Genomic DNA, 25689 nt, shown 5'->3' with positions numbered 1-25689 from the left:
CGAGCGCGATTGATCGCGCTTGGGGCGATCAGCTCCTCCGCTCGCGCACCGAGCCTTCCTGTGCCACCGAGGCCACCAGCGTACCATCAGGCTTGAAGATCGAGCCGCGGGTCAGGCCGCGGCCGCCTTGCGCGCTCGGCGAATCCTGCGCGTAGAGCAGCCATTCGTCGGCGCGGAACGGGCGGTGAAACCACATCGCGTGGTCGAGGCTCGCCGGCATCATGCGTTTGTCGAACAGCGTGCGGCCATAGCGCGCCATGATCGCGTCGAGCAGCGAGAAGTCCGAGGCATAGGCGAGCGCGCACATGTGCAGCGCCGGATCGTCCGGCAGCGTGGCCGCGGTCTTGATCCAGACATGGATGCGACCGTCCTCGATCTTCTGGCCGAAGTAACGGCCAAGCTCGACCGGGCGCAGCTCGATCGGACGATCGGATTCATAGTAGCGGCGGATGAAGTCCGGCATCTCGCGGAACATCGGCTGCTTCGCCACCTCCTCCGCCGTCAGCTTTTCCGGCGGCGGCACGTCGGGCATCTTCTCCTGGTGGTCGAACGCGGTCTCCTCCTCGGCATGGAACGACACCATGATCGAGAAGATCGCGTTGCCGTGCTGGATCGCGGTGACGCGGCGGGTCGAATAGCTCTTGCCGTCGCGCAGCCGCTCGACCTGGTAGATGATCGGGATCTGCGGATCGCCCGGCAGGATGAAATAGCAATGCAGCGAATGCGGCAGCCGGCCCTCGACGGTGCGGCAGGCCGCCACCATCGCCTGCCCGATCACCTGTCCGCCGAACACCCGCTGCCAACTCGTCTTCGGGCTGTTGCCGCGGAACAAATTCACCTCGAGCTGCTCGAGGTCGAGGATCGAGATCAAATCGATCAGGCCTTTGGACATGGTGGTGCTTTCTTGCCGTCATGTCGGTGCGAGCCGTCGCCCCGGAATGACACATTAGGGCCGTTCCGCCCTTGTTTCACCGCACTGTTTCGCCCACCTCAAGTCTGCTAGCAAGACCAAGAGTTGGCCGGGAATTTGGTATGTCACAGAATAGCATAGTCATTGGCGGCGGGGCGTTTGCGGGCCTGGCGCTCGCGCTGGCGCTGCGCCAGGGGCTGGGACCCGAGATTCCCGTCATCGTCGCCGATCCCGCCTTCGCCACACGGCCGAGCCGCGATCCCCGCGCGACCGCGATCGTCGCGGCCTGCCGCCGCCTGTTCGAGGCGCTCGACGCCTGGGACGACGTCAAGGCTGAGGCCCAGCCGATCCTCGACATGGTCGTCACCGATTCCAAGCTCGAGGACGCCACCCGTCCGGCGTTTCTGAATTTCGCCGGCGACGTCGCGCCCGGCGAGCCCTTTGCGCATATGGTCGAGAACCGCCGCCTGATCGATGCGCTGGTGGTTCGCGCCGAAGCTGAAGGCATCGATCTCCGCGCGACAATTGTTGCGTCCTACGACGCAAGTGCCGATGGCGTGGATGTGACGCTCGGCGATGGCAGCAGGATTGCCGCGAGCCTGCTGGTCGCGGCCGACGGTGCGAAGTCGAAGCTGCGCGAGCGGGCCGGCATCGCCACACATGGCTGGGAATACGATCAATCCGGCATCGTCGTCACCGTCGGCCACGAGCGCGATCACGAGGGCCGTGCGGAGGAGCACTTCTTGCCCGCGGGTCCGTTTGCGATCCTGCCGCTGACCGGCAAGCGATCGTCACTGGTGTGGACCGAGCGCCGCAGCGAGGCCGCGCGCATCATTGGCTTGAGCGAAGACGAATTTCACGGCGAGCTCGAGCAGCGTTTTGGTTTGCATCTCGGCGAGATCAAGGCGCTCGACAAGCCGCGTGCGTTCCCGCTGTCCTATTTCGTGGCGCGCTCCTTCGTCGCCGAGCGCCTCGCGCTGGTCGGCGATTCCGCCCACGTCATTCACCCGATCGCAGGGCAAGGCCTCAACATGGGGCTGAAGGATGTCGCCGCATTGGCCGAGGTCGTGGTCGATGCCGCGCGGCTCGGCATGGATCTCGGCGGCGCCGACGTGCTCGAGCGCTACCAGCGCTGGCGCCGCTTCGACACCATGGCGATGGGCGTTGCCACCAACTCGCTGAACTTCCTGTTCTCGAACAAGTCGACCTTGTTGCGCACGTTTCGCGACATCGGCCTCGGCATCGTCGACCGCACCCCGCCGCTGAAGAATCTTTTTATTCGCCAGGCGGCAGGGCTGACGGGTGAGATCCCAAAGTTGCTGAAGGGCGAGGCGTTGTAGGGCGAGTGGCGAATGGGGAGTAGCGAGTGGAACTTTCCCCATTCGCTATTCGCAACTCCCTACTCGCCTAGTCGATCTTCCGCGCCTCTTCCGGCAGCATGATCGGAATGCCGTCGCGGATCGGATAGGCGAGCTTGGCGCTGCGCGAGATCAGCTCCTGCTTGGCGGAATCGAATTCCAGCGGGCCCTTGGTCAGCGGGCAGACCAAAATCTCCAGCAGTTTTGGATCGACGCTGGCTTCGGGGCGTTCGGTGGGCGCGTTCATCATGGTCTCCGGCGATCGGCTGCGTTTAGCATAGAAAATTGCGCACGCCCATTGTGGCGGGCAGAGCGTTTAGGAGGACACCATCCGCTGGATCTCGTCGAGCAGGCCCTGCAGCCGCGCGGCCGACAGTTGGGGGCCCGAGAGCGCATAGCCCAAAAACGTCCAGTACAGGATCTGCGCGCGCGCCTGCGCGGTTGCTGCGGAGAATCCGCGTCGTTGCAGCAGGGCTTCGATATAGTCGAGCCTGCGGCGGTCGATGGCGCGGAGAGCCGCTTGCGCCGCCGGATCGAACACCGCCCAGTTGCGCACCGCGCGCTCCAGATCGAGCCGGGCGCCAAAGGTCCTGCGCAGCAGCGCCGTCAGCGGCTCGTCGCTGTCGGCCTCGACGCGAGCGATGATCTCTTCGGCCGCGATCTCGCGCCAGCGTTTCAGCACGGCCGCGTGGAACGCGCCGAGATCGGCAAAATGCCAGTAAAAACTGCCGCGGGAGACGCCCATGGCCTTTGCCAATGGATCGGCCTTCAGCGCGGTAAAGCCGCTCTTGGTGAGCGCCTTGAGGCCCTGGCTGATCCAGTCGTCGGCGGAAAGCTGGTCGGTCATATCGGGTTCCGAGATCCTGACCATACACTAGTGTATTGACAGGCGGTAGGCCAGCGTCTACCTCACCATACACAGATGTATGGAGGCCTCGATGCGTGATCTCTTGCTCCAGTGCGCCGGAACCCTCGCCATCGTGGTGGCCCTCATCCATGGCATCCTCGGCGAGACCAAGGTTTTCCCCCGCGCCACGATCGAGCCACCGCGGCTCCGCACCCTGATCCGCCTGGTCTGGCAGGCCTCGACCGTGGCCTGGATCGGCTGCGGCGTGCTCCTGATCGCGACGCCCTGGATGGACTCCGCGCTGGCGCGCCGCTGGATCGTCATCACCATGATCTGCGTGTTCGGCTTCTCCGCCTGCGCCAAAGCATGGGCGACACATGGCCGGCATTTCGGCTGGATGGCGCTGAGCGTGGTCGTGGCGATGGCGGTGGCCGGCTACTGACGTCATGAGACGTAAGGCCGCAGCGCTGCTGCAAACGCGCACTGCTTGCGGAGAGCGCTGATCTTTTGGCTCCCGTTAGAATATCTCTAAGGCCATCTGAGCCCGGCGCCGAGTTGACTTCACCCTCTCCTTTGCTTCCTTCGGGCGCGCTTCGCGCACACGACAGAGGAGGAGACATTCGTGAGAGTCATTCGTGTTCTTGCCATTGCACTGACGGTCGGGATCGGCATGGGGTCGACGGCGATGGCCGACGGTTTCAAGAACTGCACCAAGCTCGACAAGGCGTCGTGGAAGCCGGCCGGCGATGCCGAAGCCAAGGCCAAGGCGGCCGGCTACGAGGTGCGGCGCTCCAAGATCGAATGCTCGTGCTATGAGGTCTATGGCGTCAAGGAAGGCAAGACCTACGAGCTGTTCTACAGCCCGGAAGATCTCAGCCTGAAGCACACGATCGCCAAATAAGGCTTTACCCCAAGGGTGGTCCCGGCTTGAACGACAAAGCGGTACGAGAGGTGCGCGGGGTGTCCGATCGGACCCCCGCAGATCGAACGGTCGCGGTCTGGGACCTCCCGCTACGGCTATGGCACTGGGCCCTCGCAGCCAGCGTCCTGGCCGCCTGGTTCACGCCCACCGTCTACGACAGCCTTCACCGCATCGTCGGCTATACGGTCATCGGGCTTTTGGCCTTCCGCCTGCTCTGGGGATTTTGGGGCAGCCGCTACTCGCGCTTTCGCATGATCGGCGTCAGGCTTCGTGTTGCACCCGGTTATCTCTGGAATCTGCGCCGCGGCATCACCGGCCGCTACATCGGGCTGAATCCGGCCGGCACCTTGATGCTGGTGGCGTTGCTGCTGTCGCTCGCGATCTCGGCGATCACAGGCGCGATGTCGGTGACCGTCACCTTCTTCGGCGTGTGGTGGATCGAGGACACCCACGCCTGGGCATCAGACGCTGTCATCGTCCTGGTTATCTTGCACATCGTGGGCGTGGCGCTGATGGGACTGCTTCAGCGCGAGAATCTGATTCGCGCGATGCTCACGGGACGAAAACGCATCCGCCATCGTCCCTGAGCGGGATGCGTTGTTCTGGATGGGAGAGTTGCGCCACGCTGTGCTGCAGCGCGAATGGGCCACGTAATTTCACGGGGATTGAACCTTTCACCGCACCGAACTACCGCGCATTGGCGCCATTGCCGAGCAACGTTTACCTCACGATAGGCATGCAATCGGGCACTGCGGAAAATTAATACGGAGAAAGCCTGCTTGGAGCCATTGTCGAAGCATTGACGAGGGAGCGATTGCGAATGTTCCGCGTTTTTACCTGTCTCACGGCAGAGCATGATTGGCGGCTTGTCATGCTCGCCGGTCTGGTTTGCTTCGTTGCAAGCATTGTAGCCGTCAGCATCTTTCATCGCGCGAAAGCGTCGTCAGCCAGGAGACGGTCGATCTGGATTGCGATCGCCGGTGCCGCCATCGGCTACGGAATCTGGGCAACGCATTTTGTTGCAATGCTCGCCTACGAGCCTGGCGTCTCGACCGATTACGGTATCGCGCTGACGACGCTGTCGCTCGCCGCGGCAATGATCCTGACGTCGGTCGGCTTTGGCGTTGCGGTCAGCAACTCCGGCCGATGGCGCGCGGCTGCCGGCGGCGGCATCATCGGCGCTGGTATCGCAAGCATGCACTATCTCGGCATGTGGGCCCTCGAAGTGCCGGGTTACGTGACCTGGTCGCCTGGGCTGGTGTTCGTCTCGATCGCCCTCGGCATGGTCCTGGGCTACGCTGCACTCGCGGTCGCTCTGGGTCGCAATGACAAGTGGGGAACCTTCGTCGCCGCATTGCTGCTGACGCTCGCCATCGTGTCGCACCATTTCACGGCCATGGGGGCCGTGCAGATCGTTCCGGACCCGACGCTGAACAACAACGATACCCTGTCGCTTTCGCCCGCCTTTCTCGCCATGGCAATCGCGGGTGTGGCACTGTCAGTGCTCGGGATGAGTCTTGTCGGCGTGCTGACTGATCGGCGCCTGGCGACCAGAACCAGCAGATTCAAGGAAATCATCGGCCAGCTTTCGATCGCCCGGCAGCAACTCGAAGGTTCGCAAAGAGAGCTCCAGGAGCAGAAACTCAGACTCGATACGGCCATCAACAATATGGTTGAGGGTGTTTGCATGTTCGATGCGGAGAAGCGACTTGTCGTCTGCAACGAGCGTTATGCCCAGCTCTACCAGCTGCCGCCGGAATTGCTGAGAACGGGGACACCGCACACCGACATCATCCGGCATCGCATCGTGAACGGCATCCTCAAGGGCGACACCAGCGAGGGCGCGGCCGAGAAATTCGTCTCGAAATTGGCCGCGTTGCCATTCGATGCGGTCTCGAGCAGGATCGACGAGCTCGCGGACGGTCGGTTGATCTGCGTGACGCGACAGCCGATGGCCGGCGGCGGGTGGGTGGCCACCCATCTTGATGTCACCGAGCAACGCCGGTCCGAGGCCAAGATCACTCATATGGCGCAACACGATGCGCTGACCGATCTGCCGAACCGCGTGCTGCTCAGAGAGCGGATGGAGGATGCCATTGCGGTTACGCGCAATGGCGGTCTCGATCTGGCCGTGCTCATGCTCGATCTCGATCGCTTCAAGGAAGTCAACGACACGCTGGGACATCCGGCGGGCGATGCGCTGCTGCGCGCCGTCGCCGCGCGTTTGCGCGATTGCACCACGGAAACAGCTTTGATCGCCCGGCTTGGCGGCGACGAGTTCGCGGTGATCGACTACGTCACCAGCCCAGCCGTGGAGGCCGCAGCCCTTGCCGAGAGGATCAGGAAGGCACTTTGCGAACCCTTCGATCTCGGCGATCACCGGGTCACGGTGGGCACCAGCATTGGCATCGCCATCGCGCCGCGCGATGGCGACGATTCCGACGTGCTCATGAAGAGCGCGGATCTCGCCCTCTACTCGGCCAAGGGTGACGGACGCGGTGCGTTCCGTTTCTTCGAGCCGGAACTCGACGAACTCATGCATGCGCGACGCAACCTGGAGCGCGACATGCGGGATGCGATTGCTCGCGGTGAATTCGAGCTCCATTACCAGCCATTCGTCGACGCCGCGACCGGAGAGATCCGCGGCTTCGAGTCCCTGCTACGCTGGCATCATCCGCAGCGAGGCCTGGTCATGCCCGGCGAATTCATCCCGCTTGCGGAAGAGACCGGCTTGATCGTGCCGCTGGGAGAATGGGTCTTGAGGACCGCCTGTGCGGAAGCCGCCAAATGGCCTGCCGATCTCAGGATCGCGATCAACCTGTCTCCCGCTCAATTCAGGAGCAAGGAGCTTGTCCCGGTCGTGGTCGGCGCGCTGGCGAATTCGGGCGTTGCGCCGCACAGGCTCGAGCTCGAGGTGACCGAGACGGTCATCATGCATGACAGCGAAGCCGTCTTCACAGCGCTCGGTCAACTTCGCGGGCTCGGCGTGCGAATTGCGCTCGACGATTTCGGCACCGGCTATTCATCGCTGAGTTTTCTGCAAAGATTCCCCTTCGACAAGATCAAGATCGACCGCAGCTTCGTCAACGAACTGTCCGGCACGAGGGAAGAGGCGCAGCATCTCGCGCGAGCCGTGATTCGTTTCGCAGTCAGCCTCGGCAAGACGACGACCGCCGAAGGCGTCGAAACGAAGGAGCAGCGGGACATTCTCCGTGAAGAGGGCTGCGTCGAAACCCAAGGCTATTATTTCAGCCGGCCGATGCCTGCATCCGACGTTGCGAAAATGCTGCGGCGAGGTGCCAGGGCAGCTATCCGCGCTGCGTGAGTATCCCGGTGGTCACTGCAGCGGCGGATCGCCGCTGGTGCGCTTGGCGAGATCCATCTCGGTCACCGCGATCAAAATCTCGGCGTGGGTCTTCAGGTTCGGTGCCCCAGCATGGCCTGCTTTTCCTGGCGGCCAGAGGACGGCATGAGTCCTTTGATTTATTCTAATTCTAATATGGAGCGATTCTAGATTCGTTTCTGAATGTTTCTGCTTCCCAAGAGCGCGCTTGCCGGCTTTTGCTGCGTCCGGATGTCGCAACACTTTTGGGGGCTTACATGTCGTCGGACGTTTCCGCCGGTCGATTCACGTCACAACTCGAACGCCGTCGGCATTGCAGCAGATCGGTCATGCTCGCGGCCACCGCGATATCGATCGTGAGTTCTGGTGCGGCTTCCGCCGCGGATGGCGACGCGAATGAATTGTTGTTGAAGAAGCTCGAGAAGATGGAGCGGCGCATCCAGCAGCTCGAGGGCGAGCTGAAGCAGAAACAGGATCGCCCGACGGCCGATGCAAGCGCAAGGCCGGCCGCAAAATCCGCGACGGTCAGGAGTGCCAACGCAGCTGCGCCAGCTGCTGAACCAACGGACACGCAGGCCAAGCCTGACGCGCAACATTCCGAGAAGTCGAGCAAACCAAGCTCGAAGGACTGGAGTGCTTTGCCGCCCCTGCCGTCCTCACCGGATAAACCCATTCTTGGTCTCGCCGATTCTCCGGTCGCCGGTCTCAGCATCGGTGCTTATGGCGAGATCAAGTTCGGCACGATGCAAAATCCCGAAGCCGGCGGCCAATGGCAGAAGGGCTTTGACGCACAAAGGTTCGTTCTCCTGCCGACCTATGCGATCACGCCGAATATCATCTTCAACGCGGAAATCGAATTCGAGCACGCCGGCGCGGGATTTGATAACGACGACAAGCTCCACGGCACCGCCGAGATCGAACAAATTTGGGTCGACTTCAAGATCGTCGATCAGTTCAACTGGCGCTCGCCAGGCATCGATCTTGTGCCGTTCGGGTACATCAACCAGCACCATGAGCCCACACAGTTTTACAGTGTCGGCAGGCCCGAACTCTATAATGGCCTCATTCCATCGACCTGGAAGGTGCCATCCACCAGCATCTATGGAACCATCACCGAGGATCTCAAATATCAGGTGATGGTGAGCACCAGCAACGAGGACTTCGGTGACTCCTTCGACAATCGTACCGGGGCTAAGACGGCCCCTCCTCCCGGCACCGCATACGCCGCGGGCATCGATGGCGTGAACGCTCTCGGATTCTCCAGGCCTCCGCTGGGCGACTTCCAGCAGCTCAACAACGCAACGGCAATATCCGGCCGGCTCGACTTCACGCCGACGTTCTGGCCCGGCTTCGCCGGCAGCGTCAGCGCCTATTATTCGCCGAACACGACGCCGCGCGGCGCGCATGACGATTTCGGCAACTTCCTGGGCAGGTCGAGCCTGACGATGTTCGATGCCGAGTTTCGGTACCGCGTACCCGACACAGGCCTTGAATTTCGTGCCGAATATGTCCGCGCCAGTTTCGGCGCGCCGGAGAATCTGCGCGCCAACAACGATACCGATCCCACCAACAACATGTCGGCAAGTCGATGTACGGCTATTCCGGCGAAATCGCCTATCACGTGCCGCTCGGCACCGTTCTCAACAGCGAGTGGGAGGCGGTGCCCTTCTATCGCTATACCTCAATGAATCTGCAAACCGGCGGCTTCGCCGGCACCGATGCGAACCTGCCGACCGGTCAGGGGCAGCGGCAGTATCACACCGCCGGCTTTGCGGTCTTTCCGTCCCCGAAGATCGTGCTAAAGGCGACCTATCAGCGCGTGATCGACAAGAGTGCTACCGGCGCGCTTTCGGATTCGTTCCTTGGCGGCGTCGGGTTCTTCTTCTGATGCCTTGGGTGGGTTAGGGCAATGTCGCGGTACGCGACGACAGCGACAGGAACGAGGTGACGTATGACTTGGGTTCGATACACCCTGCCGGCAGCAGCCATCGTGTCTGCGGCATCTCCTGCCTATGCCGTCCGGTATCTGTCGATCGAGGAGGCCCGGAAAGAAGCATTCCCGTCCGCGACGAATTTCTCCGAGGTCCAGGCGGGGCGGGTCTGGAAAGCTGAAGCCGGTGGCAAGGCTGTTGGCTTCTTCGTCTTCGATCGAGTCGTCGGCAAGCACCTCTTCATCGATTACGCTGTGGCGTTGACTCCAGCCGGAGCTGTCCAGAAGGTGGAAATCCTGGAGTATCGCGAGTCCTATGGCGGCGACATCAGGAGCCCAAGCTGGCTCGCCCAGTTCGTTGGCAAGACCAGTGGCAGCGCGTTGAAGATCAACGGCGATATCAGGAACATCTCGGGCGCAACGTTGTCCTCGACCCATGTCACCGAAGGTGTGAAGAGAATTTTGGCCGCCTATGGCAGTCGTGTCAGATAGCATCCGTCGCGCGAGACCCCTTCTTGGCACCTTCGTCGAGATCGAGGTCGCGGCGGCTGGCAGATCCGAAATGGAAGCAGCGATCGACGCCGCGTTCGATGCCGTCGCTGAGGTGCACCGGCTGATGAGCTTTCATGAGCCGGACAGCGACGTCAGCCGGCTCAATCAGGACGCCTGCATCCGGCCGACGAGGGTTGATCCCCGGACGTTTCAGGTTCTCGAAACGGCGGCCGAACTGTACCGCCTGAGCGGCGGGGTCTTCGACGTGACCATCGCGCCCGCATTGCAGGCCATGGGATTGCTGCCCCGGTTGGGCGGCGATCCGGTCCTCTCACGGAATGCTCGCTTCGCCGATGCGATCGAGTTGCTTCCCGAGCACATGGTCCACTTTCGATCTGCCGGTGTCACGATTGACCTCGGTGGAATCGCCAAGGGTTTCGCGGTCGACCGCGCCGTGGACGCCCTGCGCGGCCTGGGCATCGCGAGCGGCATGGTGAACGCCGGCGGCGACCTTCGGATCTTTGGAGAGCCGCGTACGGTTCATGTCCGCGATCCCCGCGATCCAAACCGATCGATCTGCCGTATCGATGTTGCAGATGACGCTCTCGCATCGACCGCGCTCCGTTTCGATCTGTTCGACGGCGTCCGATCAGGCAGCTCGGCAGTCATAGACCCGTCGACCCGCCGGCCGGCCGGCTCGACCGATGGTGTCACGGTTCGTGCACCTTCCTGCATGATCGCCGATGCCCTGACGAAAGTCGTGATGATTTCCGCCAGCGACGCCGGCGGTTTGCTGGAACATTACAAGGCGAGTGCCTTGCTGATCGGCACCGGTGGCGACGTTCAAATCACCTCCGACTGGCATCACGCGGTGCACCTTGCGGCTTAAAACGTCATTTCGCTATGCGCTCTACGCGGCTTTCGCGGGCCTGGCTCTCACCGGTGCCGGTTGGCTCCTGGCGGACTGGCAGAAGAATATCGCCGCGGACGAGAGCTGGCAGGAGATCGCAGCGACCATGCTGATGGTGCACGGTGGCACGGCGATGCTGACGCTATTGCTGTTGGGGGCCCTCATTCCCGTGCACCTGATGCGGGCCTGGCGGAGCCGCAAGAACCGCATTTCGGGAGTGATCATGGCGGCGTTCAATGCCGTGCTGATTGTCACTGCCTTTGGGCTCTATTATCTCGGGTCGGAGGCGGTCAGGCCCTGGATGAGCTGGATCCATCTGGGGGCCGGCTTTGCCCTGGCTGTGATGTTTCCGCTTCATGTCTGGCTGGGGCGACGGGATTCCGGCATCACCGCCGCCGGTGCACGCACCGCCGTGTAGGCCAGGAGCCTACTGCAGCGGCGGATCGCCCGAGGTGCGCTTCTTGGCGAGATCCATCTCGGTCACCGCGATCAGGATCTCGGCACGGGTCTTCAGATCCAGCGCTTCCAGCATCGCCTGTTTCTCGGCGGGGCCGTAGGGCGACATCATTGCCAGCGCATTGACGAGCGCCTCGTTGGGCGCGCTCTCGACGCCCTCCCAGTCGACCTTGAGATTGTTGGCCTTCAAGAAATCCGCCAGCACCGTCAGCAGCGCTTCGCGATCGACCGCGTCCTCGCCCTTGCGCGCGGTGAAGTCGTCGATGAAGGCAAAGAAGTCCGCCTTGCACTGCCGGTAGGCGGTCAGCACCTCAAGCTCTTCGACCACCCTGAAGCGCGCGACGCCAGTGAGCTCGAGGATGTAGCGGCCGTCACCGGATTCGGCGAGCTGGGTGATGCGGCCGACGCAGCCGACGCGGAACAGCGCCGGCTTGTCGGAATTCTTCGGCGAATGCGCTGCATCCGGCTGGATCATGCCGATCAGGCGATGGCCATCGCGAAAACTGTCGTCGACCATTGCGAGATAGCGTGGCTCGAAGATGTTGAGCGGCATCTGGCCGCGCGGCAACAGCAGCGCGCCCGGCAGCGGGAACACCGGGATGATCTCCGGAAGGTCGGCGGGGCCGCGATATTCGATGTTGATCGGCATCTGGTCCCCGCTGACGTCGCTAGAGCATGATCCGGACCCGAAGGGCCGCGTCAGCGCAAAGTGTGAAGCGGTTTTCCGACAAGATCATGCTCCAACTCATCATTTTCCTTATGAAAACAGGATCGTCGACAAGCGCTTGCGCCCCTCGACGGTTGCATCGTCCGCGCCGCCCCAGGCCTCGAAGAACTGCACCAGCTGCTTGCGGGCGCCGTCGTCGTTCCATTTGCGGTCGCGCTTGATGATCGCGAGCAGCTGTTCGGTGGCGGCGGCCCGGTTTCCTTGCGCGTTCAGCGCGGTGGCCAGGTCGAAGCGTGCCTGATGATCGAGCGGGTTTGCGGCGACTTTCTGTTCCAATTCAGCGACGGGCCCGAGCGACTCTGCCTGCTCGGCGAGATCGATCGCGGTCTGCACGGCCTTCACGGCGGGATCGTTGCGCTTGGATTCCGGCACCATGGCCAGCGTCTGCTTGGCCTGCTCCATCGCACCGGAGGTGACGTAGCATTTGGCGAGCCCGGCGAGCGCTGCGATGTTGGTCGAATCGTACTGGAGCACTTCGGCGTAGATCTGCGCGGCCGCTGCGGCGTCGCCCTCGGCGAGAACGGCCTCGGCCTCCTGCAGGATCTCGGCGATGTTGGGCTCGCCGGGCGCCGTCACGCCCTTGGTGACCTTCTCGATGAAGGCATTGATCTGGCTCTCCGGCACCGCGCCCATAAAACCGTCGGCGGGCTGGCCGTTGACGAAGGCGATCACGGCCGGGATCGACTGGATGCCCATCTGGCCCGGGATCGCCGGATGCTGGTCGATGTTCATCTTGACCAGCTTGACCTTGCCCTTGGCCGCCTTGACCGCCTTCTCCAGCACGGGGGTGAGCTGCTTGCAGGGGCCGCACCACTCCGCCCAGAAGTCGATCAGGACCGGCTGGCGCTTCGATTCCTCGATGACGTCCTTCACGAAGGTCTGGGTGGTGGTGTCCTTGATCAGATCGGCTGCAGCCGGGCTCGCTCCGTTACCCTGGTCGATGATCGTCACGGGATCCCCTCGTCTGATGTCTGGAATGGCGGGTCTTTAGCACGTCGCCATCGCATATGCTTCGTTTCAGGCCCTAAAATTGGGCCGCGGCGGCCGAATTTCAATCCATGGCTGCCGATTCGGCAGTTCCGGGGCATTTGGGGGCGATTCGACCGGGTTCGGGCTCATATTGGGGCTCCGAAAGCGAATTGATGCCGCCGGTAGCTGTTGCATTCGCCGCCCGCTTTTGGCATACGACAGCCGTTGCCGGCGCGTCACGCGACCGACACAGGATGCGGGTGTAGCTCAGTGGTAGAGCACGACCTTGCCAAGGTCGGGGTCGAGGGTTCGAGCCCCTTCGCCCGCTCCAATTTTCCCCCGCGTCCGAATGAGTTAGCTCTTCCGCCCAGAGCGGGTCGCTGCACTGATTTTTGGTGTGGATCGTTGCTCGAAGTCCCGGGCTGCGTCGAAATGGGCACCAACCCGCAATTCAGGACCGTTCGCCTGGTCATACAGCGCGAAGGAGATCTTTGGTCCTTTCCAGTGCGACGTTCGCGATCTGCTTATAGGGGTCTCTGATCGAGAGCTGGTTGATGACGGCGCGCACAAAATCAGGCTTCAGCCTGTCGATTGCGGCCAGCGTGCCTGTGACGCTGCCGCGATAGCTCGCCAGCTCCCGGATGATGGATTCCGCGTGCTTTTCGCCGGCCGCCGCGATGTCAAATATATCGCGCGGCACGATGCTATCGCCCCGATGATAGATTTTCTTCGCGATGATTTCCGGGATTGTCTCCAGGAGGACCGTCTCACCCTCGACTGTCGCTTGCGTCGTTGGGAAGGAAGTCAGTGACGGCGCGACGATGAAATCAATTTCTCCAAATTCAAAACCGAGTTTCAGGAGACGTGCCCCATCTCCTTTGTAGTCAGCAGGTCCAACCTCGAAATGGAAGTCATGCTTCTGAGGATCGAGAAAGGGAAGAACTTGAGGGTCCGCGAGAAAGATATCGATATCGTGACTTATCCGATGATCGATCTGCAGCATCATCGCCGTGCCGCCGCCGAACGTCCAATAATCAATGATTTTCTGTTCGGTGTTGACTTGCCGGATCATCGCACAAGCAATGCGAAACAGTTGCGCCCAATCGGATTGCGCGCTCACCTGTTACGCCGCGAGTGGATAGGACTGGCCCGAAAATTCGGCAAACGTCTTCGCTGCGGCGACCAATTGATCGCGGTTGATGCCATGCATTTCAGCGAACGCAATTTGCAGTTCGGGTTCAACATCCCCAAAAAACGACGACATAGGACCGCAGGCCGCCTTCGCCGCTGAGGGATCCAGCAGGCAATGGACGAGCTCATGCGCGCCCAGCTTTTTGCTGTACGGCGCATTCACAGTCGTCAGGACTAGAGTGGGGCTCTTCATCTGCGTCACTGCTTAGATACCCAGCCAATATACGGCTGACATGGAAGTATCCAAACCCCCTCTCGACAGGCCTCGCAGAAAACACTACTTGAATACCATTGGCCGTTCGTGGCATTCCGCGGTTGGCCGGTACATTTGGTCCCAAATGACAATCCTGGTTACCGGCAGTGCAGGCCACCTCGGCGAGGCCATTCTTCGGACACTCCGGCGTCATGGGACACCCGCGCGCGGGGTCGACCTGAGGACATCGCCCTTCACCGCCGACGCGGGCTCGATCGTCGATCCCCGTTTCGTCCGGGCGCAGATGGACGGCGTGACCGCCGTCATCCATACGGCGACGCTGCACAAGCCGCATGTGGCGACCCACAGCAAGCAGGCCTTTGTCGATACCAACGTCACCGGCACGCTCAATCTGCTCGAGGCGGCGGTCGCCGCTGGCGTGAAGAGTTTTGTCTTCACCAGCACGACCAGTGCATTCGGCTCGCAGCTCCGGCCCGAGGCCGGGCAGGCGGCGGTGTGGGTCACCGAGGATCTGCCGCCGGTGCCTAAGAACGTCTACGGCACGACCAAGCTCATGGCGGAAAATCTGTGCGAGCTGTTCTTTCGCGAGCGCGGGTTGCCGGTCGTGGTGTTGCGGACCTCGCGGTTCTTTCCGGAGGACGACGACGATCCCGAAATGCGGTCGGCCTACCCGCTGGACAACGCGCAAGCCAACGAGCTGCTCTATAGACGGCTGGATATAGCGGACGCGGTGAGCGCCCATCTGCTCGCCGCGGTGCGAGCGCCGGAGCTCGGCTTTGGGCGCTATATCGTCTCGGCTACAACCCCATTTGGGCAGCACCATCTCGCGGCGCTCGCCCGCGATGCGGCCGGTGTCGTGCGCGAGCTCTACCCGGATTGCGCCCGGCTCTATGCGACGCGCGGCTGGCGGCTCTTTCCCGGGATCGACCGCGTCTATGTCAACGACCGCGCGCGGCGCGAGCTGGGCTGGCATCCGGAATTCGATTTCGCCCATGTGCTACGGAGCCTGCGCGATGGCTCCGATTTCCGCAGCTCTCTGGCGCGCGAGGTGGGAGCGAAGGGCTATCACGATACGCAATTTGACGATGGACCGTATCCCGTCGCCAAATAGTCGCCGCTTTTGTCAATTCGCACGATGTTTCAGATGCGTGGTCGGCGTCACCGCGCACCATCCGGTCTCGACCGTTCTACGGTGCATGGGGTTGTTTTCGCGGTTTGGATTGGTCGACCATTCTGCTGCCTGCAAATGAGGCGCGCGTCATTGCCATTCCGCGTTGCAGCGAGAGCGTTGTCGTCGCCGCGTTCGCTCGATTAGAAAATCCGTCTCAATTTTTATTGAGCGCAACTGCAGCGCACGCGACGCGCTTCTCACGGCTCGCAGATGTGCTAACCTTTTTGCGTCTGCCACCTCGACAGACTCCGAACTTCGCCTATTCGAACATCAAAATAAATAACGTGCAGCCCTGACGGCTGCCTTAGGGGAGTGACGCGATGAAATCGATGATCCATCGATCCGTGTTGGCGCTTGCGGCCGTGGCCCTTCTTGCCGGGACCAGCGTTGTCAACGCACAACAAGACAAAGACAAAGGCCGGGCTCTGAAGAAGTACGAATCCGGCACCAAGGACTTCTGGACCCATCCGCCGGATGACTGGTTCCTCGGCGACGAGACCGAGGCGCAGAAGGGCCTCGTGCCGCCCTCGGGTCCGCCGACCGGCGCCTCCGATGCCGAGCTCGCCAACATCATCAAGAAGGTGAAGCTGCCGGCGGGCTTCAAGATGGAGGTCTACGCCTCCGGCGTGCTGGCCGCGCGGCAGATGGCCTGGGGTGACAAGGGCACGCTGTTCGCCGGCTCGTTCGGCCTCGGCAACGTCTATGCCATCAAGGACAACAACGGAAAGAAAGAGGTCAAGACCATCCTCAAGGGGCTGAACATGCCCACGGGTCTGGCCGTCAAGGACGGTGCGCTCTACGTCATCGCGGTCGACAAGCTGATCCGCTACGACGACATCGAAAACAAGCTCGACAATCCCGGCGAGGGCAAGGTCGTCTATGACGACATGCCGTCCTACGCTGCGCATGGCTGGAAGTACCTCGCCGCTGACAAGGACGGCTGGTTCTACATTCCGTTCGGACCGCCCTTCAACGTCGGCATTCCCCCGACCAGCGTCGCGCAGATCCGGCGCGTCGATCCCAAGACCGGCAACGCCGAAACCGTGGCGCTCGGCGTCCGCAACTCGGTCGGCGGCGACGTCGATCCGCGTACCGGAAAATACTGGTTCACCGAGAACGCCCGTGACTGGGTGAGCGACGATCTGCCCAGCGACAAGCTGAACATGATCTCGAAGATGGGCGAGCATTTCGGCTATCCCTACTGCCATCAGGGCGACCTTCCCGATCCGAAGTTCGCGATGGGCCACAAATGCTCCGAGTTCACGGCGCCCGTGCTGAATCTCGGTGCCCACATCGCTCCGCTCGGCATGAAGTTCTATACCGGCGACCAGTTCCCCGCCGAGTACAAGAACAACATCCTGATCGCCGAGCACGGCTCCTGGAATCGCCACAAGTACCAGGGCGGCAACATCACGCGCGTGATCGTCGGGCCCGACGGCAAGAACGCCAAGAAGGAGGTGTTCGCCTCCGGCTGGATCGAAGGCGACCAGGGTTATCTCGGCCGCCCCGACGACATCATCCTTGCTAAGGATGGCTCGATCCTCGTCGCCGACGACTGGGCCGGCGCGATCTATCGCATCAGCTACAGCAAGAAGTAGAGCGACATGACCACGAGGCTGCGGTGGCCGAGAGGCGCCGCAGCCTCTTTCATTTCAAATTCACATGCTGTCGTTCCGGACTGCGCGCCGCCCGCGCGTAAGTCTGGAACCCGTAACCCCGAATGGTGGTTATGGAGTCCGGGCTCGCCTTTCAGCCGCCCGGAATGACAAGTCCGTCAGAGTGGAATTCCATCATGCGCCGGCAGTTTATCTCGCACGCAATCAGCGCGGCTGCGCTGCTCACGCTTGGCGCCCTCTCCGCAAGTGCCGCCGACAATACTGCCGTCCAGGAGAAGGCTGCCGTGTGCTCCGGCTGTCACGGCGAGAACGGCATCTCGCAGACCGAAAACATTCCCTCGCTGGCCGGTCAGCCGGATCAATTCCTGCAATGGCAGCTCGTGTTCTTCCGCGCCGGCTCGCGCAAGAACGAGCAGATGCAGCCGATTGCCGAGGAGATCACCAACGAGGACGTCCGCAGTCTCGGCGCCTATTTCGCGGCCATGACGCCGCCGAAAGCAGCTGAGGACAAGGATCCGGACTTGTCGCAGAAGGGCTCGCAAGTGGCCGTCGGCCGCCGCTGCGCCTCATGTCACACGGATAGCTTCGCCGGCACCAAGGCCGTCGCGCGGCTCGCGGGTCAGCGCGAGGAATATCTAGTCAAGGCGCTGCGCGACTACAAGACCAGCCAGCGCGTCGGCGGCGGCGGCGCCGCGATGGCCGATGTCGCCTATCACATGAGCGATGAGGAAATCACCGCCGTCGCGCACTATCTCGCGTATTTCAAATAGCGGAACGGGCGGCCCTACCCCGCCCGCTGCTTCTCATACGCCTTGAGATGCGTGTAAGCGATGCGCAGTTTCGGTACCGGGACCTTGGCGGCGTCGGCGCGCGCGATGAGATCGCCGATCACGTGATCGGCTTCGACCGGAAAGCCTCCCTTGATGTCGCGGAACATCGAGGCCGTCATCGGCGAGCCCTCGGTGGTGAGGTTGTCCTTCACGCGCTCGAAGAACGGACCGCCCGGCGTATAGCCCGAGGCGGTGGCGATCGAGCTGGTCTCATCGAGCATGCCGAGCAAGAAGTCGCGGCCGCCGGGCGCGGCGAGAATGTTGCCGACGGAGGTGCGCATCAGGCTGGTGCTTGCGGCGAGCGAGGACAGGAACACCCACTTCTCCCACATGTCCTGCATGATGTTCTGGCTGGCAGTGGCACCATTGATGCCGCTCTTGAAGGCTTCGTCAATCGCCTTGACGCGGTCCGACAATTTGCCGTCGCGCTCACCGTAGTTGATCGACTGCATCGGCTGCAGTTGCACCACTTCGCGCTTCTCGTTCAAGGTTGCAGCGATGGCGCAGAGACCGCCGAGCACGCGCTCCTTGCCGAATTTCGCATCGAGCGTATCGAGATGCTTCATGCCGTTGAGCATCGGGATGATCGCGGTGGTCGGGCCGACTGCTGCGGCGAACGACGTGATGGCATCGTCGAGGTCGAACGCCTTGCAGCTCAGCAGCACGACGTCGAATTTGTCCTTGAGGTTGTCCGCCTGCACGGTCGGCGGGTTCTTCAGCGTCACGTCGCCATTCGGGCTCTTGATGACGAGGCCGTCGCTCGCGAGCTCGCCGGCGCGGCGCGGCCGGACCAGGAATGTGACGTCGCGGCCGGCCTGCAAAAGCCTGCCACCAAAATAGCCGCCGATGGCGCCGGCGCCGACCACGAGGATACGCATTGTAGAGCTCCGCTATTGTTATTCTTCGGAAAGGGGCGAGTGGCGAATAGGGAGTAGCGAATAGGATAGCAACGTGTGAAAGGCGAGTAACGTTTCCACTACTCACTATTCGCTACTCGCCCGTCTCCAGCACCATCTCCTCGACCTCGCGCAGCTGCTCCTTGCCGAAAAACATCTCGTTGCCGACGAAGAAGGTCGGCGATCCGAACGCACCGCGCGCGACTGCCTCCTCGGTGTTCTTGATCAGCTTGCCTTTCACCTCGGGCTCCCCGGCGCGGGCGAACAGCTTTTGGGCATCGAGACCCGAGGACGCCAGCGCCTTCGACGCGACTTCGAGGTCGTCCATTTTCTTCGGCTCGCGCCACATGTGGTGGAAGGCGGCGTCGACATATTTTTCGAATACGCCCTCGAGCTGCGCCGCGATCGCCGTGCGCATCAGGTTCAGCGTGTTGACGGGGAAGAACGGATTCATGACATAGGGCGGAACTTGGAAACGCTTGACGAAGCGCTCGGTCTCGACCTGCTGGAATTCGCGCTTGTTCTTGACGCCGGCGAGCGTCTCGGCCGGCGACTTGTTGTTGGTCGACTTGAAGATGCCGCCGAGCAGGATCGGCACATATTCGAATTTGACGCCGATGCGCTGCTCGATCGCCGGGATCGCCAGATGGCTGAGATAGGCGTTCGGGCTGCCGAAATCGAACAGGAATTGCGGGGCTAAGCGGGTCAAATTCGTTCTCCCTGACGTCACTTTTCACCCATTGTGGCGCAGGGCGCGCCACAGGTCCACCGTTTAATGACGGTCATAATATCTTGATGATCAGACCAGGCGCCGGATCGCCTTCTTGCGCCACACCAGCAGGTAATAGCCCATCTGCAAAACGAACATGGCGCAGAACACGATCGGATAGGCGGACCATATGCCGTCGAGGCCGATCGTGCGGCTCAGGATCACCGCCGACGGCAGCTCGATCGCGACGATGGCGAAGATCGACAGCAGCATCGGCGTCAGCGCAACGCCGGCGGCACGCATCGCGCCGGAAAACGTCGTCGCAAGGCCGAACGGCACCGAGCTCCACAAGGCGATGATGAGCAGCCCTTTCGCCAGATCGAGCACGGTGCTGTCCGTGATGAAGATGCCGAGCACGGTGCGCGGCATCAGGTAAATCAGTGCGACCAAACCGCCCGTCAGCACGAGGTTGAACGCAAGCCCGGTGCGGACGATGCCGTCGAGCCGGTCTCTATCGCCACCGCCGATGGCTTGCGCGCCGAGGATCGAGACCGCGATCGAAATCGACAGCGCCGTGAACTGCGTGTAGCCCATCACCTGATTGACCGCGCCGTAAGCCGCGGTTGCGTCCGAGCCGAAGCCGTTGACGAGGCCGAGCAGAACCAGCTCGGCGATCGCCATCACGACCATGCCGACCGCACTGGGTAATCCAATGCCGAGGATTTGTCCGATCACGGTGCGATTGAGCCGCACGTGGCGCAGCAGTGTGATGTCCGGTGCGAGCGCGTGCTTCTTCCGCAGCAGATAGGCCGCCAGCGCGAGCAGCGTCACGGCATTGGAGATCGCAGCCGCCCAGGCTGGGCTGGTGATGCCGAGCGCCGGCAGTCCGAATGCGCCGCGGATCAGCATCGGCGTCAGGACCAGGCCGATCGCAGTCGACAGCGCCAACGCCAGCAGCGGTGTCACGGCATCACCGACGCCGCGGATCATCGCCGTCATCAGCAGGAACACGAAACCGAGCGGCATCGTCAGCAGCATGAGGCGAGCATAGGCGCTGGCCTGGTCGAGAATGTCCGCGGGCGTCGCGAGAGCCATCATCAATTGCCGGCTGAAGAGGCCGCCGACCAATCCGACAGACATCGAGAGCAGCAGGCCGACCGCGAGCGTCGTGCCGACGACGCTTCTGATCTTCCCGAGCTCGCCCGCACCAAAGGCCTGGCCGATCAGCACGGTGGCGCCGGTGCTCAGGCCCATGACAAAGGCGAACAGAAAGAAGAACACCGGGAAGAATGTCGAGACCGCCGCCAATGCGTCCACGCCGATCATCTGGCCGAGATAGACATTGCTGACGGTGCCGAACAGCGATTGCAGCGCGTTGCTCAGCATCAACGGTGCGAGGAAGCGCAGGAAGCTTTTCCAGAGTGGTTTTGGAGCGGACATGGATGTGCCTTTCATCAGGGCGAGCAAAGCCGTTGCCGCGCGACGCGCGCGCGGTTGGCCGTTGATGGGGTCATTGGAGATCGCGCCTAGGCGCGATCGCTATGGGCGAGCTTGACGATGTGGTCGCGGATGTCGGCGGGCCAGTCGGCGATCAGTCCGGTGAAGCGCCGCCGGTCATCTGCAAACAATGCCCGTGAGGCTTCCTCGAACTGCGCCAGATTGCCGGCCATGGTCGACATGAAGTGATAGGCCGCATCGCGCGCCTGCCGCTCGCGATCCTTGTCGCCGCTCGCGCGTCGTGCCTCGTCGACGAGTTTTCGCAACGCGACCGAGGCGCCGCCGGGCTGCGCGCCGAGCCATTCCCAGTGTCGCGGCAGCAGCGTCACCTCGCGCGCGACCACGCCGAGTTTCGGCCGCCCGCGGCCGCGCGGTTCAGTTGGCGGAGCAGTCTCCTCAACCGGTGGCGGGATCAGCTTCGCCAGACGCGCCAGCACCTCGCGGTCCCCGCCGCGCAGATCGAAGTCGATCGATCGGCCCGTGGCGTCCTCGAAGATGATGATGGGCTCGTCCGGCCGTGGCGCCACGCGTTTGACGACGAGCGCGACCTCTCCGGCCGGCCCGGACGCCAGACGGCGTGGCCCCTGGAAGGCGGTGAAAGTCTTTTGCATTGAAATCATTGCCATATTGAAGACGTTGGCGAATTTAATACCCGGGTAAATTGCTGAGGTCAATATACCCGGATTAAAATATCCATCCGGATGGCTCGACATTGCAGTCCCGGACTGGCACCTACGCGGCCGACCGACCACGCCTAGCCCTAAGGATCTCGCGATGCTGACCGTCCACCACCTCAACAATTCGCGTTCGCAGCGGGTGCTGTGGCTGCTCGAGGAGTTGGGCGTGCCCTACGAGATCGTGCGCTATCAGCGCCAGCCCGACATGCGTGCACCGAAAGAGCTGCGCGCGATCCATCCGCTCGGCAAGTCGCCCGTCATCACCGACAACGGCAACACCATCGCCGAGTCCGGCGCGATCATCGAATATCTCATCGCGACCTACGGCAATGGCCGGCTGATCCCGCCGCCGAACACGCCGGAGCGGCTGCGCTTCACCTATTGGCTGCACTATGCCGAGGGCTCCGCGATGTCGCCGTTGCTCTTGAAGCTGCTGTTCACGCTGATGCCGAAGCGCGCGCCGGCGCTGCTTCGTCCGCTGGTGCGCAAGGTCTCGAACCAGGCGCTCACCGCGCTGGTCAATCCGCAGCTCAAGCAGCACATGGATTATTGGGAAGGCGAGCTGGGAAAGAGCGAGTGGTTCGCCGGCAGCGAGTTCACCGCGGCCGATATCCAGATGAGCTTTCCGCTTGAAGCAGCGCAAGCGCGCGGCGGTCTCGAGCAGGGCCATCCCAAGGCGATGGCATTCCTGGAGCGCATTCACGCGCGGCCGGCCTATGCGCGCGCCCTCGAGAAGGGTGGGCCGTACCAGGTGGGGCGGTAAGTTTCCTCACCGCCCCGCGATGGCCTGTCAGTCCGCGTGCAGCACGCGCCCGCGCGTCTCCGGCAGCGCGAAGGCGGCGATGAAGAACAGCGCGTAAGCTGCCACCGCGAAGATCGCGATTGCGTTCGCGAGCGACGTCGAAGCCGAGAGCGCGCCGACGAGAAACGGAAACAGCGCGCCGATGCCGCGGCCGAAATTGTAGCAAAAGCCCTGCCCGGAGCCGCGCAGCCGAGTCGGATAGAGCTCGGTCAGGAACGCGCCTATCCCTGAGAAGTAACCGGAGGCGAAGAAGCCGAGCGGGAAGCCGAGCACCCACAGGATTTCGTTGGTCAGCGGCAGCTGTGTATAGAGCAGCACGATTGCAATCGCGCCGATCGAGAAGGTCAGGAACAGATTGCGCCGTCCGATCCGGTCGGCGAGCCAGGCGCCAACGAGATAGCCGATGAAAGAGCCGATGATCAGCGTCGAGAGATAGCCGGTCGAGCCGACGATCGACAGATGCCGCTCCTTGGTCAGAAACTGCGGCACCCAGAAGGTGATCGCGTAATAGCCACCCTGGCAGCCCGTTGCGGCGAGTGAAGCGAGAATCGTGGTCTTCAGGATCGGGCCCGAAAAGATCTCCCACAGCGCAGGGCGGTCGCCGCTCGCGGCCTGCTTCGCGCGCGCCTCCGCCGCGATCTCGGGCTCGGTAACGGAACGGCGAATATAGAACACCAGCAACGCCGGCAGCGCGCCGATCACGAACATCCAGCGCCACGCCGTTTCCGCCGGCATCAGCGAAAACAGGATCGCCTGCGACAGCACTGCAAGGCCCCAGCCGACCGCCCAGCCCGATTGCACGGAGCCGACCGCGCGTCCGCGATATTGCGGCCGGATCGCTTCGCCCATCAGCACGGCGCCCGCGGCCCATTCGCCGCCGAAGCCGAGACCAAGCACGGCGCGCGCAATCAGGAGCTGCTCGAAATTCTGCACGACCGCGCAGACCAGCGAGAAAAACGAGAACCAGATGATGGTGATCTGGAGCGTCCTGACCCGGCCGATATGGTCGGAGAGATAGCCGCCGAGCCAGCCGCCGATGGCGGAGGCCAGCAGCGTCACCGTGCCGGCAAGACCTGCCGACGCCGCATCGACCTTCCACAGTGCGATGATGGTGCCGATCACCAGCGGATAGATCATGAAGTCCATGCCGTCGAGCGCCCAGCCTGCCGCGCAGGCCCAGAACGTGCGCCGCTCCGGCGCATTCATGTCGCGATAGAAGGCGAGAAGGCTGGTGTCCTCGATCTCGGCGCGTTCGATGCGCCCGGTCGGATCGGCTGTGGTCATGTGCGTTTCCCCGGCAAATTCTTTTGGCCGGGCGGTGGTAGCACGCGCGGCGGCCGGCGCAAGCCGGCGCGCACGGTCGTGCCATGCAGGGGCAGGGTTACTGTCCTGCTGCTTCCGCGCCGCGTGAGCGCGGATCCGGCGCGCCGAGAGGTCCGTTCGGCGTCACGAGAATCGAGTTGGCGGACGTCTGTCCCATCGGCTCGACGATGAGATGATCCATAGCCTTCAGCTTGAACAGCACATCGTCGGGAAAGCCGCGCTCGACGCGCACCTCGTCCGGCAGCCATTGATGATGCAGCCGCGGTGCGGCGACTGCGGCGGCGACGTCCATTTTGTAGTCGAGCACGTTCACGATCACCTGGAGCACGGTCGAGATGATGCGGCTGCCGCCGGGCGAGCCGGTCACCAGCACCGGCTTGCCGTCTTTCAGCACGATGGTCGGCGACATCGAGGACAACGGCCGCTTGCCGGGCCCGGGCAGATTGGGCTCATAGCCGACGAGGCCATAGGCATTGGAGGCGCCGACGGCGGCGGTGAAATCGTCGAGCTCGTTGTTGAGCAGCACGCCGGTGCCATCGGCGACGAGGCCGACGCCATAGCTGAAGTTCAGCGTATAGGTGTTGCTGACGGCGTTGCCGTTGCTGTCGACGACGGAGAAGTGCGTGGTGTTGCTGCCTTCGCGCGGCGCGGGCGGGGCGGAAACGATCTCTTTCGACGGCGTCGCGCGATCGGTCGAGATACCTGCCCGCAGCTTGGCCGCATAGGTCTTCGCCGTGAGCGTTTCGATCGGCGCATTGACGAAGGCGGGATCGCCGAGATAGCGCGCACGATCTGCATAAGCGCGCTTCATGGCTTCGATCAGCAGATGCAGCGATGCCGGTGAGCCCTGCTTCAAATCGGCGAGCTGAAAGCCTTCGAGGATGTTGAGCGATTCCGCCAGCACGACGCCACCGGACGATGGCAGCGGCATCGAGACGATGTCATAGCCGCGATAGGTGCCGCGCACCGGCGAACGGATCACGGCCTGATAGGCCTTCAGATCGGCCGAGGTCATGATGCCGCCGGCGTCGGACACGGCCTTGGCGAGTTTTTCCGCCACCGGACCCTCGTAGAAGCCGCGCGGTCCTTGCGATGCGACGCTCGCCAGCGTGCCGGCGAGATCGCTCTGCACCAGCCTGTCGCCTTCGCCGAACGGCGTGCCGCCGGGCTTTGCGAAAATCCTGGCCGAAGACGGCCAGCGTGCCAGTCGCGGGTACCAGCCCGGCAGGGTATCGGCGACGTCGTCGGTGACGATAAATCCGTCGCGCGCGAGTGCGATCGCAGGTTCGAGCAATTGCGCCAGCGTGAATTTGCCCGAGCCGTATTTCTCGAGCGCGAGCGCCAGGCCGGCGACCGTGCCGGGCACGCCGATGCCAAGTCCGGAATCGCGCGACTTGGCGGGATCGGGCTTGCCGTCGGCTCCAAGGAAGATCTGCGCCGTGGTCGCCGCCGGCGCGGTCTCGCGATAGTCGATCGCGATGTCTTCGTTGCGCTCAGTGGAATGGATCACCATGAAGCCGCCGCCGCCGATATTGCCGGCACGCGGATAAGTCACTGCCATCGCAAAGCCGGTCGCGACGGCCGCGTCGACGGCATTGCCGCCACGTCGCAGGATGTCGGCGCCGACCTGCGCAGATATTTTCTCCTGCGCCACCACCATGCCGTGCTCGGCGGGGATCGCGTGCACCGTGTCGAGCGCCGGCGGGACGTAGGCCCGCCGCGCATCCTGCGCGGTTGCGGATGCAAGACCAAACGCCAGAGTGGCGATGAGTGCGAAAAAAGTCCGCCGTGTCGAAAATGACGCCATCATCAAATTTCCGCCGGGCCTTCAGGCCATTCAAACGCGTCGCAGTAATGCTATACCGTTTGCGCTAAGAGTAGCAAAACTGTTCGTGATGA

General features: G+C 62.8%; 27 protein-coding genes, 1 tRNA gene and 1 pseudogene. 15 read left to right on the top strand and 14 right to left on the bottom strand.

Annotated features, from left to right (window positions below; genetic code table 11):
- Window positions 1–28: 28 nt before the first annotated feature.
- The gene (gene tesB, locus V1280_RS29990) at window positions 29–892 is read right to left on the bottom strand and encodes an acyl-CoA thioesterase II (protein ID WP_334532785.1); all 864 of its coding nucleotides are present in this window, start codon (window positions 890–892) and stop codon (window positions 29–31) included.
- Between the two features lie 140 nt (window positions 893–1032).
- Between tesB and V1280_RS29985 the strand changes: the two genes are divergently transcribed.
- Entirely contained in the window at window positions 1033–2250 is a 1218-nt protein-coding gene (locus tag V1280_RS29985; protein WP_334532782.1) for a ubiquinone biosynthesis hydroxylase, read from the top strand.
- 67 nt (window positions 2251–2317) lie between these two features.
- On the opposite strand, the gene V1280_RS29980 is transcribed toward V1280_RS29985, so the two are convergent.
- Both V1280_RS29980 and V1280_RS29975 read right to left on the bottom strand, forming a co-directional pair.
- Window positions 2318–2515, bottom strand: a complete 198-nt coding sequence (locus V1280_RS29980) for a Trm112 family protein (RefSeq protein WP_007598651.1) — start codon at window positions 2513–2515, stop codon at window positions 2318–2320.
- A gap of 69 nt (window positions 2516–2584) precedes the next feature.
- Window positions 2585–3115: a TetR/AcrR family transcriptional regulator gene (locus tag V1280_RS29975; RefSeq protein WP_334532779.1), complete on the bottom strand. Its 531-nt coding sequence runs from the start codon at window positions 3113–3115 to the stop codon at window positions 2585–2587.
- 91 nt (window positions 3116–3206) lie between these two features.
- Here V1280_RS29975 and V1280_RS29970 point away from each other — a divergent pair, with 91 nt between their 5' ends.
- From V1280_RS29970 to V1280_RS29955, 4 genes are all read left to right on the top strand, one after another.
- Complete coding sequence (locus V1280_RS29970; protein WP_334532776.1) at window positions 3207–3557, top strand: hypothetical protein; 351 nt, start codon at window positions 3207–3209, stop codon at window positions 3555–3557.
- A gap of 180 nt (window positions 3558–3737) precedes the next feature.
- The gene (locus V1280_RS29965) at window positions 3738–4016 is read left to right on the top strand and encodes a PepSY domain-containing protein (protein ID WP_334532773.1); all 279 of its coding nucleotides are present in this window, start codon (window positions 3738–3740) and stop codon (window positions 4014–4016) included.
- Window positions 4017–4075: 59 nt separating this feature from the next.
- Window positions 4076–4624, top strand: a complete 549-nt coding sequence (locus tag V1280_RS29960) for a cytochrome b/b6 domain-containing protein (protein WP_442895176.1) — start codon at window positions 4076–4078, stop codon at window positions 4622–4624.
- A gap of 233 nt (window positions 4625–4857) precedes the next feature.
- Window positions 4858–7362, top strand: a complete 2505-nt coding sequence (locus V1280_RS29955) for an EAL domain-containing protein (RefSeq protein WP_334532767.1) — start codon at window positions 4858–4860, stop codon at window positions 7360–7362.
- A gap of 12 nt (window positions 7363–7374) precedes the next feature.
- Here V1280_RS29955 and V1280_RS29950 read toward each other — a convergent pair.
- A pseudogene (locus tag V1280_RS29950) lies at window positions 7375–7496 on the bottom strand (LON peptidase substrate-binding domain-containing protein); the annotation flags it as partial.
- Window positions 7497–7709: 213 nt separating this feature from the next.
- Here V1280_RS29950 and V1280_RS29945 point away from each other — a divergent pair.
- The 5 genes from V1280_RS29945 (at window position 7710) to V1280_RS29925 (ending at window position 11130) form a co-directional block, all read left to right on the top strand.
- Window positions 7710–9068, top strand: a complete 1359-nt coding sequence (locus V1280_RS29945; protein WP_334532764.1) for a hypothetical protein — start codon at window positions 7710–7712, stop codon at window positions 9066–9068.
- Window positions 9065–9268 (top strand): hypothetical protein, encoded by a 204-nt coding sequence (locus V1280_RS29940; RefSeq protein ID WP_334532761.1) that lies wholly within the window; start codon window positions 9065–9067, stop codon window positions 9266–9268. Before V1280_RS29945 ends, V1280_RS29940 begins: the two co-directional genes overlap by 4 nt.
- A 63-nt stretch (window positions 9269–9331) precedes the next feature.
- Window positions 9332–9802, top strand: coding sequence for an FMN-binding protein (locus V1280_RS29935; RefSeq protein WP_334532759.1), 471 nt, complete (start codon window positions 9332–9334; stop codon window positions 9800–9802).
- A complete protein-coding gene (locus V1280_RS29930) occupies window positions 9783–10691 on the top strand; it encodes an FAD:protein FMN transferase (protein WP_334532756.1) in 909 nt (302 codons plus the stop codon). The genes V1280_RS29935 and V1280_RS29930 overlap by 20 nt, the downstream gene beginning before the upstream one ends.
- Window positions 10681–11130 carry a hypothetical protein gene (locus V1280_RS29925; RefSeq protein WP_334532751.1) on the top strand — a complete coding sequence of 150 codons (450 nt, stop codon included), beginning with the start codon at window positions 10681–10683 and terminating at the stop codon, window positions 11128–11130. Before V1280_RS29930 ends, V1280_RS29925 begins: the two co-directional genes overlap by 11 nt.
- Before the next feature lie 9 nt (window positions 11131–11139).
- On the opposite strand, the gene V1280_RS29920 is transcribed toward V1280_RS29925, so the two are convergent.
- Both V1280_RS29920 and trxA read right to left on the bottom strand, forming a co-directional pair.
- Window positions 11140–11817: an LON peptidase substrate-binding domain-containing protein gene (locus tag V1280_RS29920; RefSeq protein ID WP_334532748.1), complete on the bottom strand. Its 678-nt coding sequence runs from the start codon at window positions 11815–11817 to the stop codon at window positions 11140–11142.
- A gap of 108 nt (window positions 11818–11925) precedes the next feature.
- Window positions 11926–12846, bottom strand: a complete 921-nt coding sequence (gene trxA / locus V1280_RS29915; RefSeq protein WP_334532747.1) for a thioredoxin — start codon at window positions 12844–12846, stop codon at window positions 11926–11928.
- Between the two features lie 274 nt (window positions 12847–13120).
- Between trxA and V1280_RS29910 the strand changes: the two genes are divergently transcribed.
- Window positions 13121–13195 (top strand) — tRNA-Gly (locus tag V1280_RS29910).
- A 138-nt stretch (window positions 13196–13333) separates the two neighbouring features.
- Here the strand turns inward: V1280_RS29910 and V1280_RS29905 are convergent.
- Window positions 13334–13984: a nucleotidyl transferase AbiEii/AbiGii toxin family protein gene (locus V1280_RS29905; protein ID WP_334532744.1), complete on the bottom strand. Its 651-nt coding sequence runs from the start codon at window positions 13982–13984 to the stop codon at window positions 13334–13336.
- 3 nt (window positions 13985–13987) lie between these two features.
- The gene (locus V1280_RS29900) at window positions 13988–14248 is read right to left on the bottom strand and encodes a hypothetical protein (RefSeq protein ID WP_334532741.1); all 261 of its coding nucleotides are present in this window, start codon (window positions 14246–14248) and stop codon (window positions 13988–13990) included.
- Window positions 14249–14393: 145 nt separating this feature from the next.
- On the opposite strand from V1280_RS29900, the gene V1280_RS29895 reads away from it, so the two are divergent.
- The 3 genes from V1280_RS29895 (at window position 14394) to V1280_RS29885 (ending at window position 17826) form a co-directional block, all read left to right on the top strand.
- A complete protein-coding gene (locus V1280_RS29895; RefSeq protein ID WP_334532738.1) occupies window positions 14394–15380 on the top strand; it encodes an NAD-dependent epimerase/dehydratase family protein in 987 nt (328 codons plus the stop codon).
- Window positions 15381–15760: 380 nt separating this feature from the next.
- A complete protein-coding gene (locus tag V1280_RS29890) occupies window positions 15761–17038 on the top strand; it encodes a PQQ-dependent sugar dehydrogenase (protein WP_334532734.1) in 1278 nt (425 codons plus the stop codon).
- 194 nt (window positions 17039–17232) lie between these two features.
- Window positions 17233–17826, top strand: a complete 594-nt coding sequence (locus V1280_RS29885; protein WP_148777295.1) for a c-type cytochrome — start codon at window positions 17233–17235, stop codon at window positions 17824–17826.
- 14 nt (window positions 17827–17840) lie between these two features.
- On the opposite strand, the gene panE is transcribed toward V1280_RS29885, so the two are convergent.
- The 4 genes from panE to V1280_RS29865 form a co-directional block, all read right to left on the bottom strand.
- On the bottom strand, window positions 17841–18764 hold the full coding sequence (gene panE, locus V1280_RS29880; RefSeq protein WP_334532729.1) for a 2-dehydropantoate 2-reductase: 924 nt from the start codon (window positions 18762–18764) through the stop codon (window positions 17841–17843).
- 112 nt (window positions 18765–18876) lie between these two features.
- Window positions 18877–19491 (bottom strand): 2-hydroxychromene-2-carboxylate isomerase, encoded by a 615-nt coding sequence (locus V1280_RS29875; RefSeq protein ID WP_334532727.1) that lies wholly within the window; start codon window positions 19489–19491, stop codon window positions 18877–18879.
- Between the two features lie 90 nt (window positions 19492–19581).
- Complete coding sequence (locus V1280_RS29870) at window positions 19582–20931, bottom strand: MATE family efflux transporter (RefSeq protein ID WP_334532724.1); 1350 nt, start codon at window positions 20929–20931, stop codon at window positions 19582–19584.
- Window positions 20932–21017: 86 nt separating this feature from the next.
- Window positions 21018–21614: a DUF2239 family protein gene (locus tag V1280_RS29865; protein ID WP_334532721.1), complete on the bottom strand. Its 597-nt coding sequence runs from the start codon at window positions 21612–21614 to the stop codon at window positions 21018–21020.
- 148 nt (window positions 21615–21762) lie between these two features.
- On the opposite strand from V1280_RS29865, the gene V1280_RS29860 reads away from it, so the two are divergent.
- On the top strand, window positions 21763–22428 hold the full coding sequence (locus tag V1280_RS29860) for a glutathione S-transferase family protein (protein WP_212301848.1): 666 nt from the start codon (window positions 21763–21765) through the stop codon (window positions 22426–22428).
- 27 nt (window positions 22429–22455) lie between these two features.
- Here V1280_RS29860 and V1280_RS29855 read toward each other — a convergent pair whose 3' ends face one another.
- On the bottom strand, window positions 22456–23751 hold the full coding sequence (locus V1280_RS29855; protein ID WP_334532710.1) for an MFS transporter: 1296 nt from the start codon (window positions 23749–23751) through the stop codon (window positions 22456–22458).
- A gap of 97 nt (window positions 23752–23848) precedes the next feature.
- Window positions 23849–25600 carry a gamma-glutamyltransferase gene (gene ggt, locus V1280_RS29850; RefSeq protein WP_334532706.1) on the bottom strand — a complete coding sequence of 584 codons (1752 nt, stop codon included), beginning with the start codon at window positions 25598–25600 and terminating at the stop codon, window positions 23849–23851.
- Window positions 25601–25689 lie beyond the last annotated feature (89 nt).

This window comes from Bradyrhizobium sp. AZCC 2230, from assembly GCF_036924495.1.
GTDB lineage: Bacteria > Pseudomonadota > Alphaproteobacteria > Rhizobiales > Xanthobacteraceae > Bradyrhizobium > Bradyrhizobium rifense.
The sequence above is the reverse complement of the archived record's forward strand: the minus strand, read 5'-3'. Positions and strand labels throughout refer to the sequence as shown.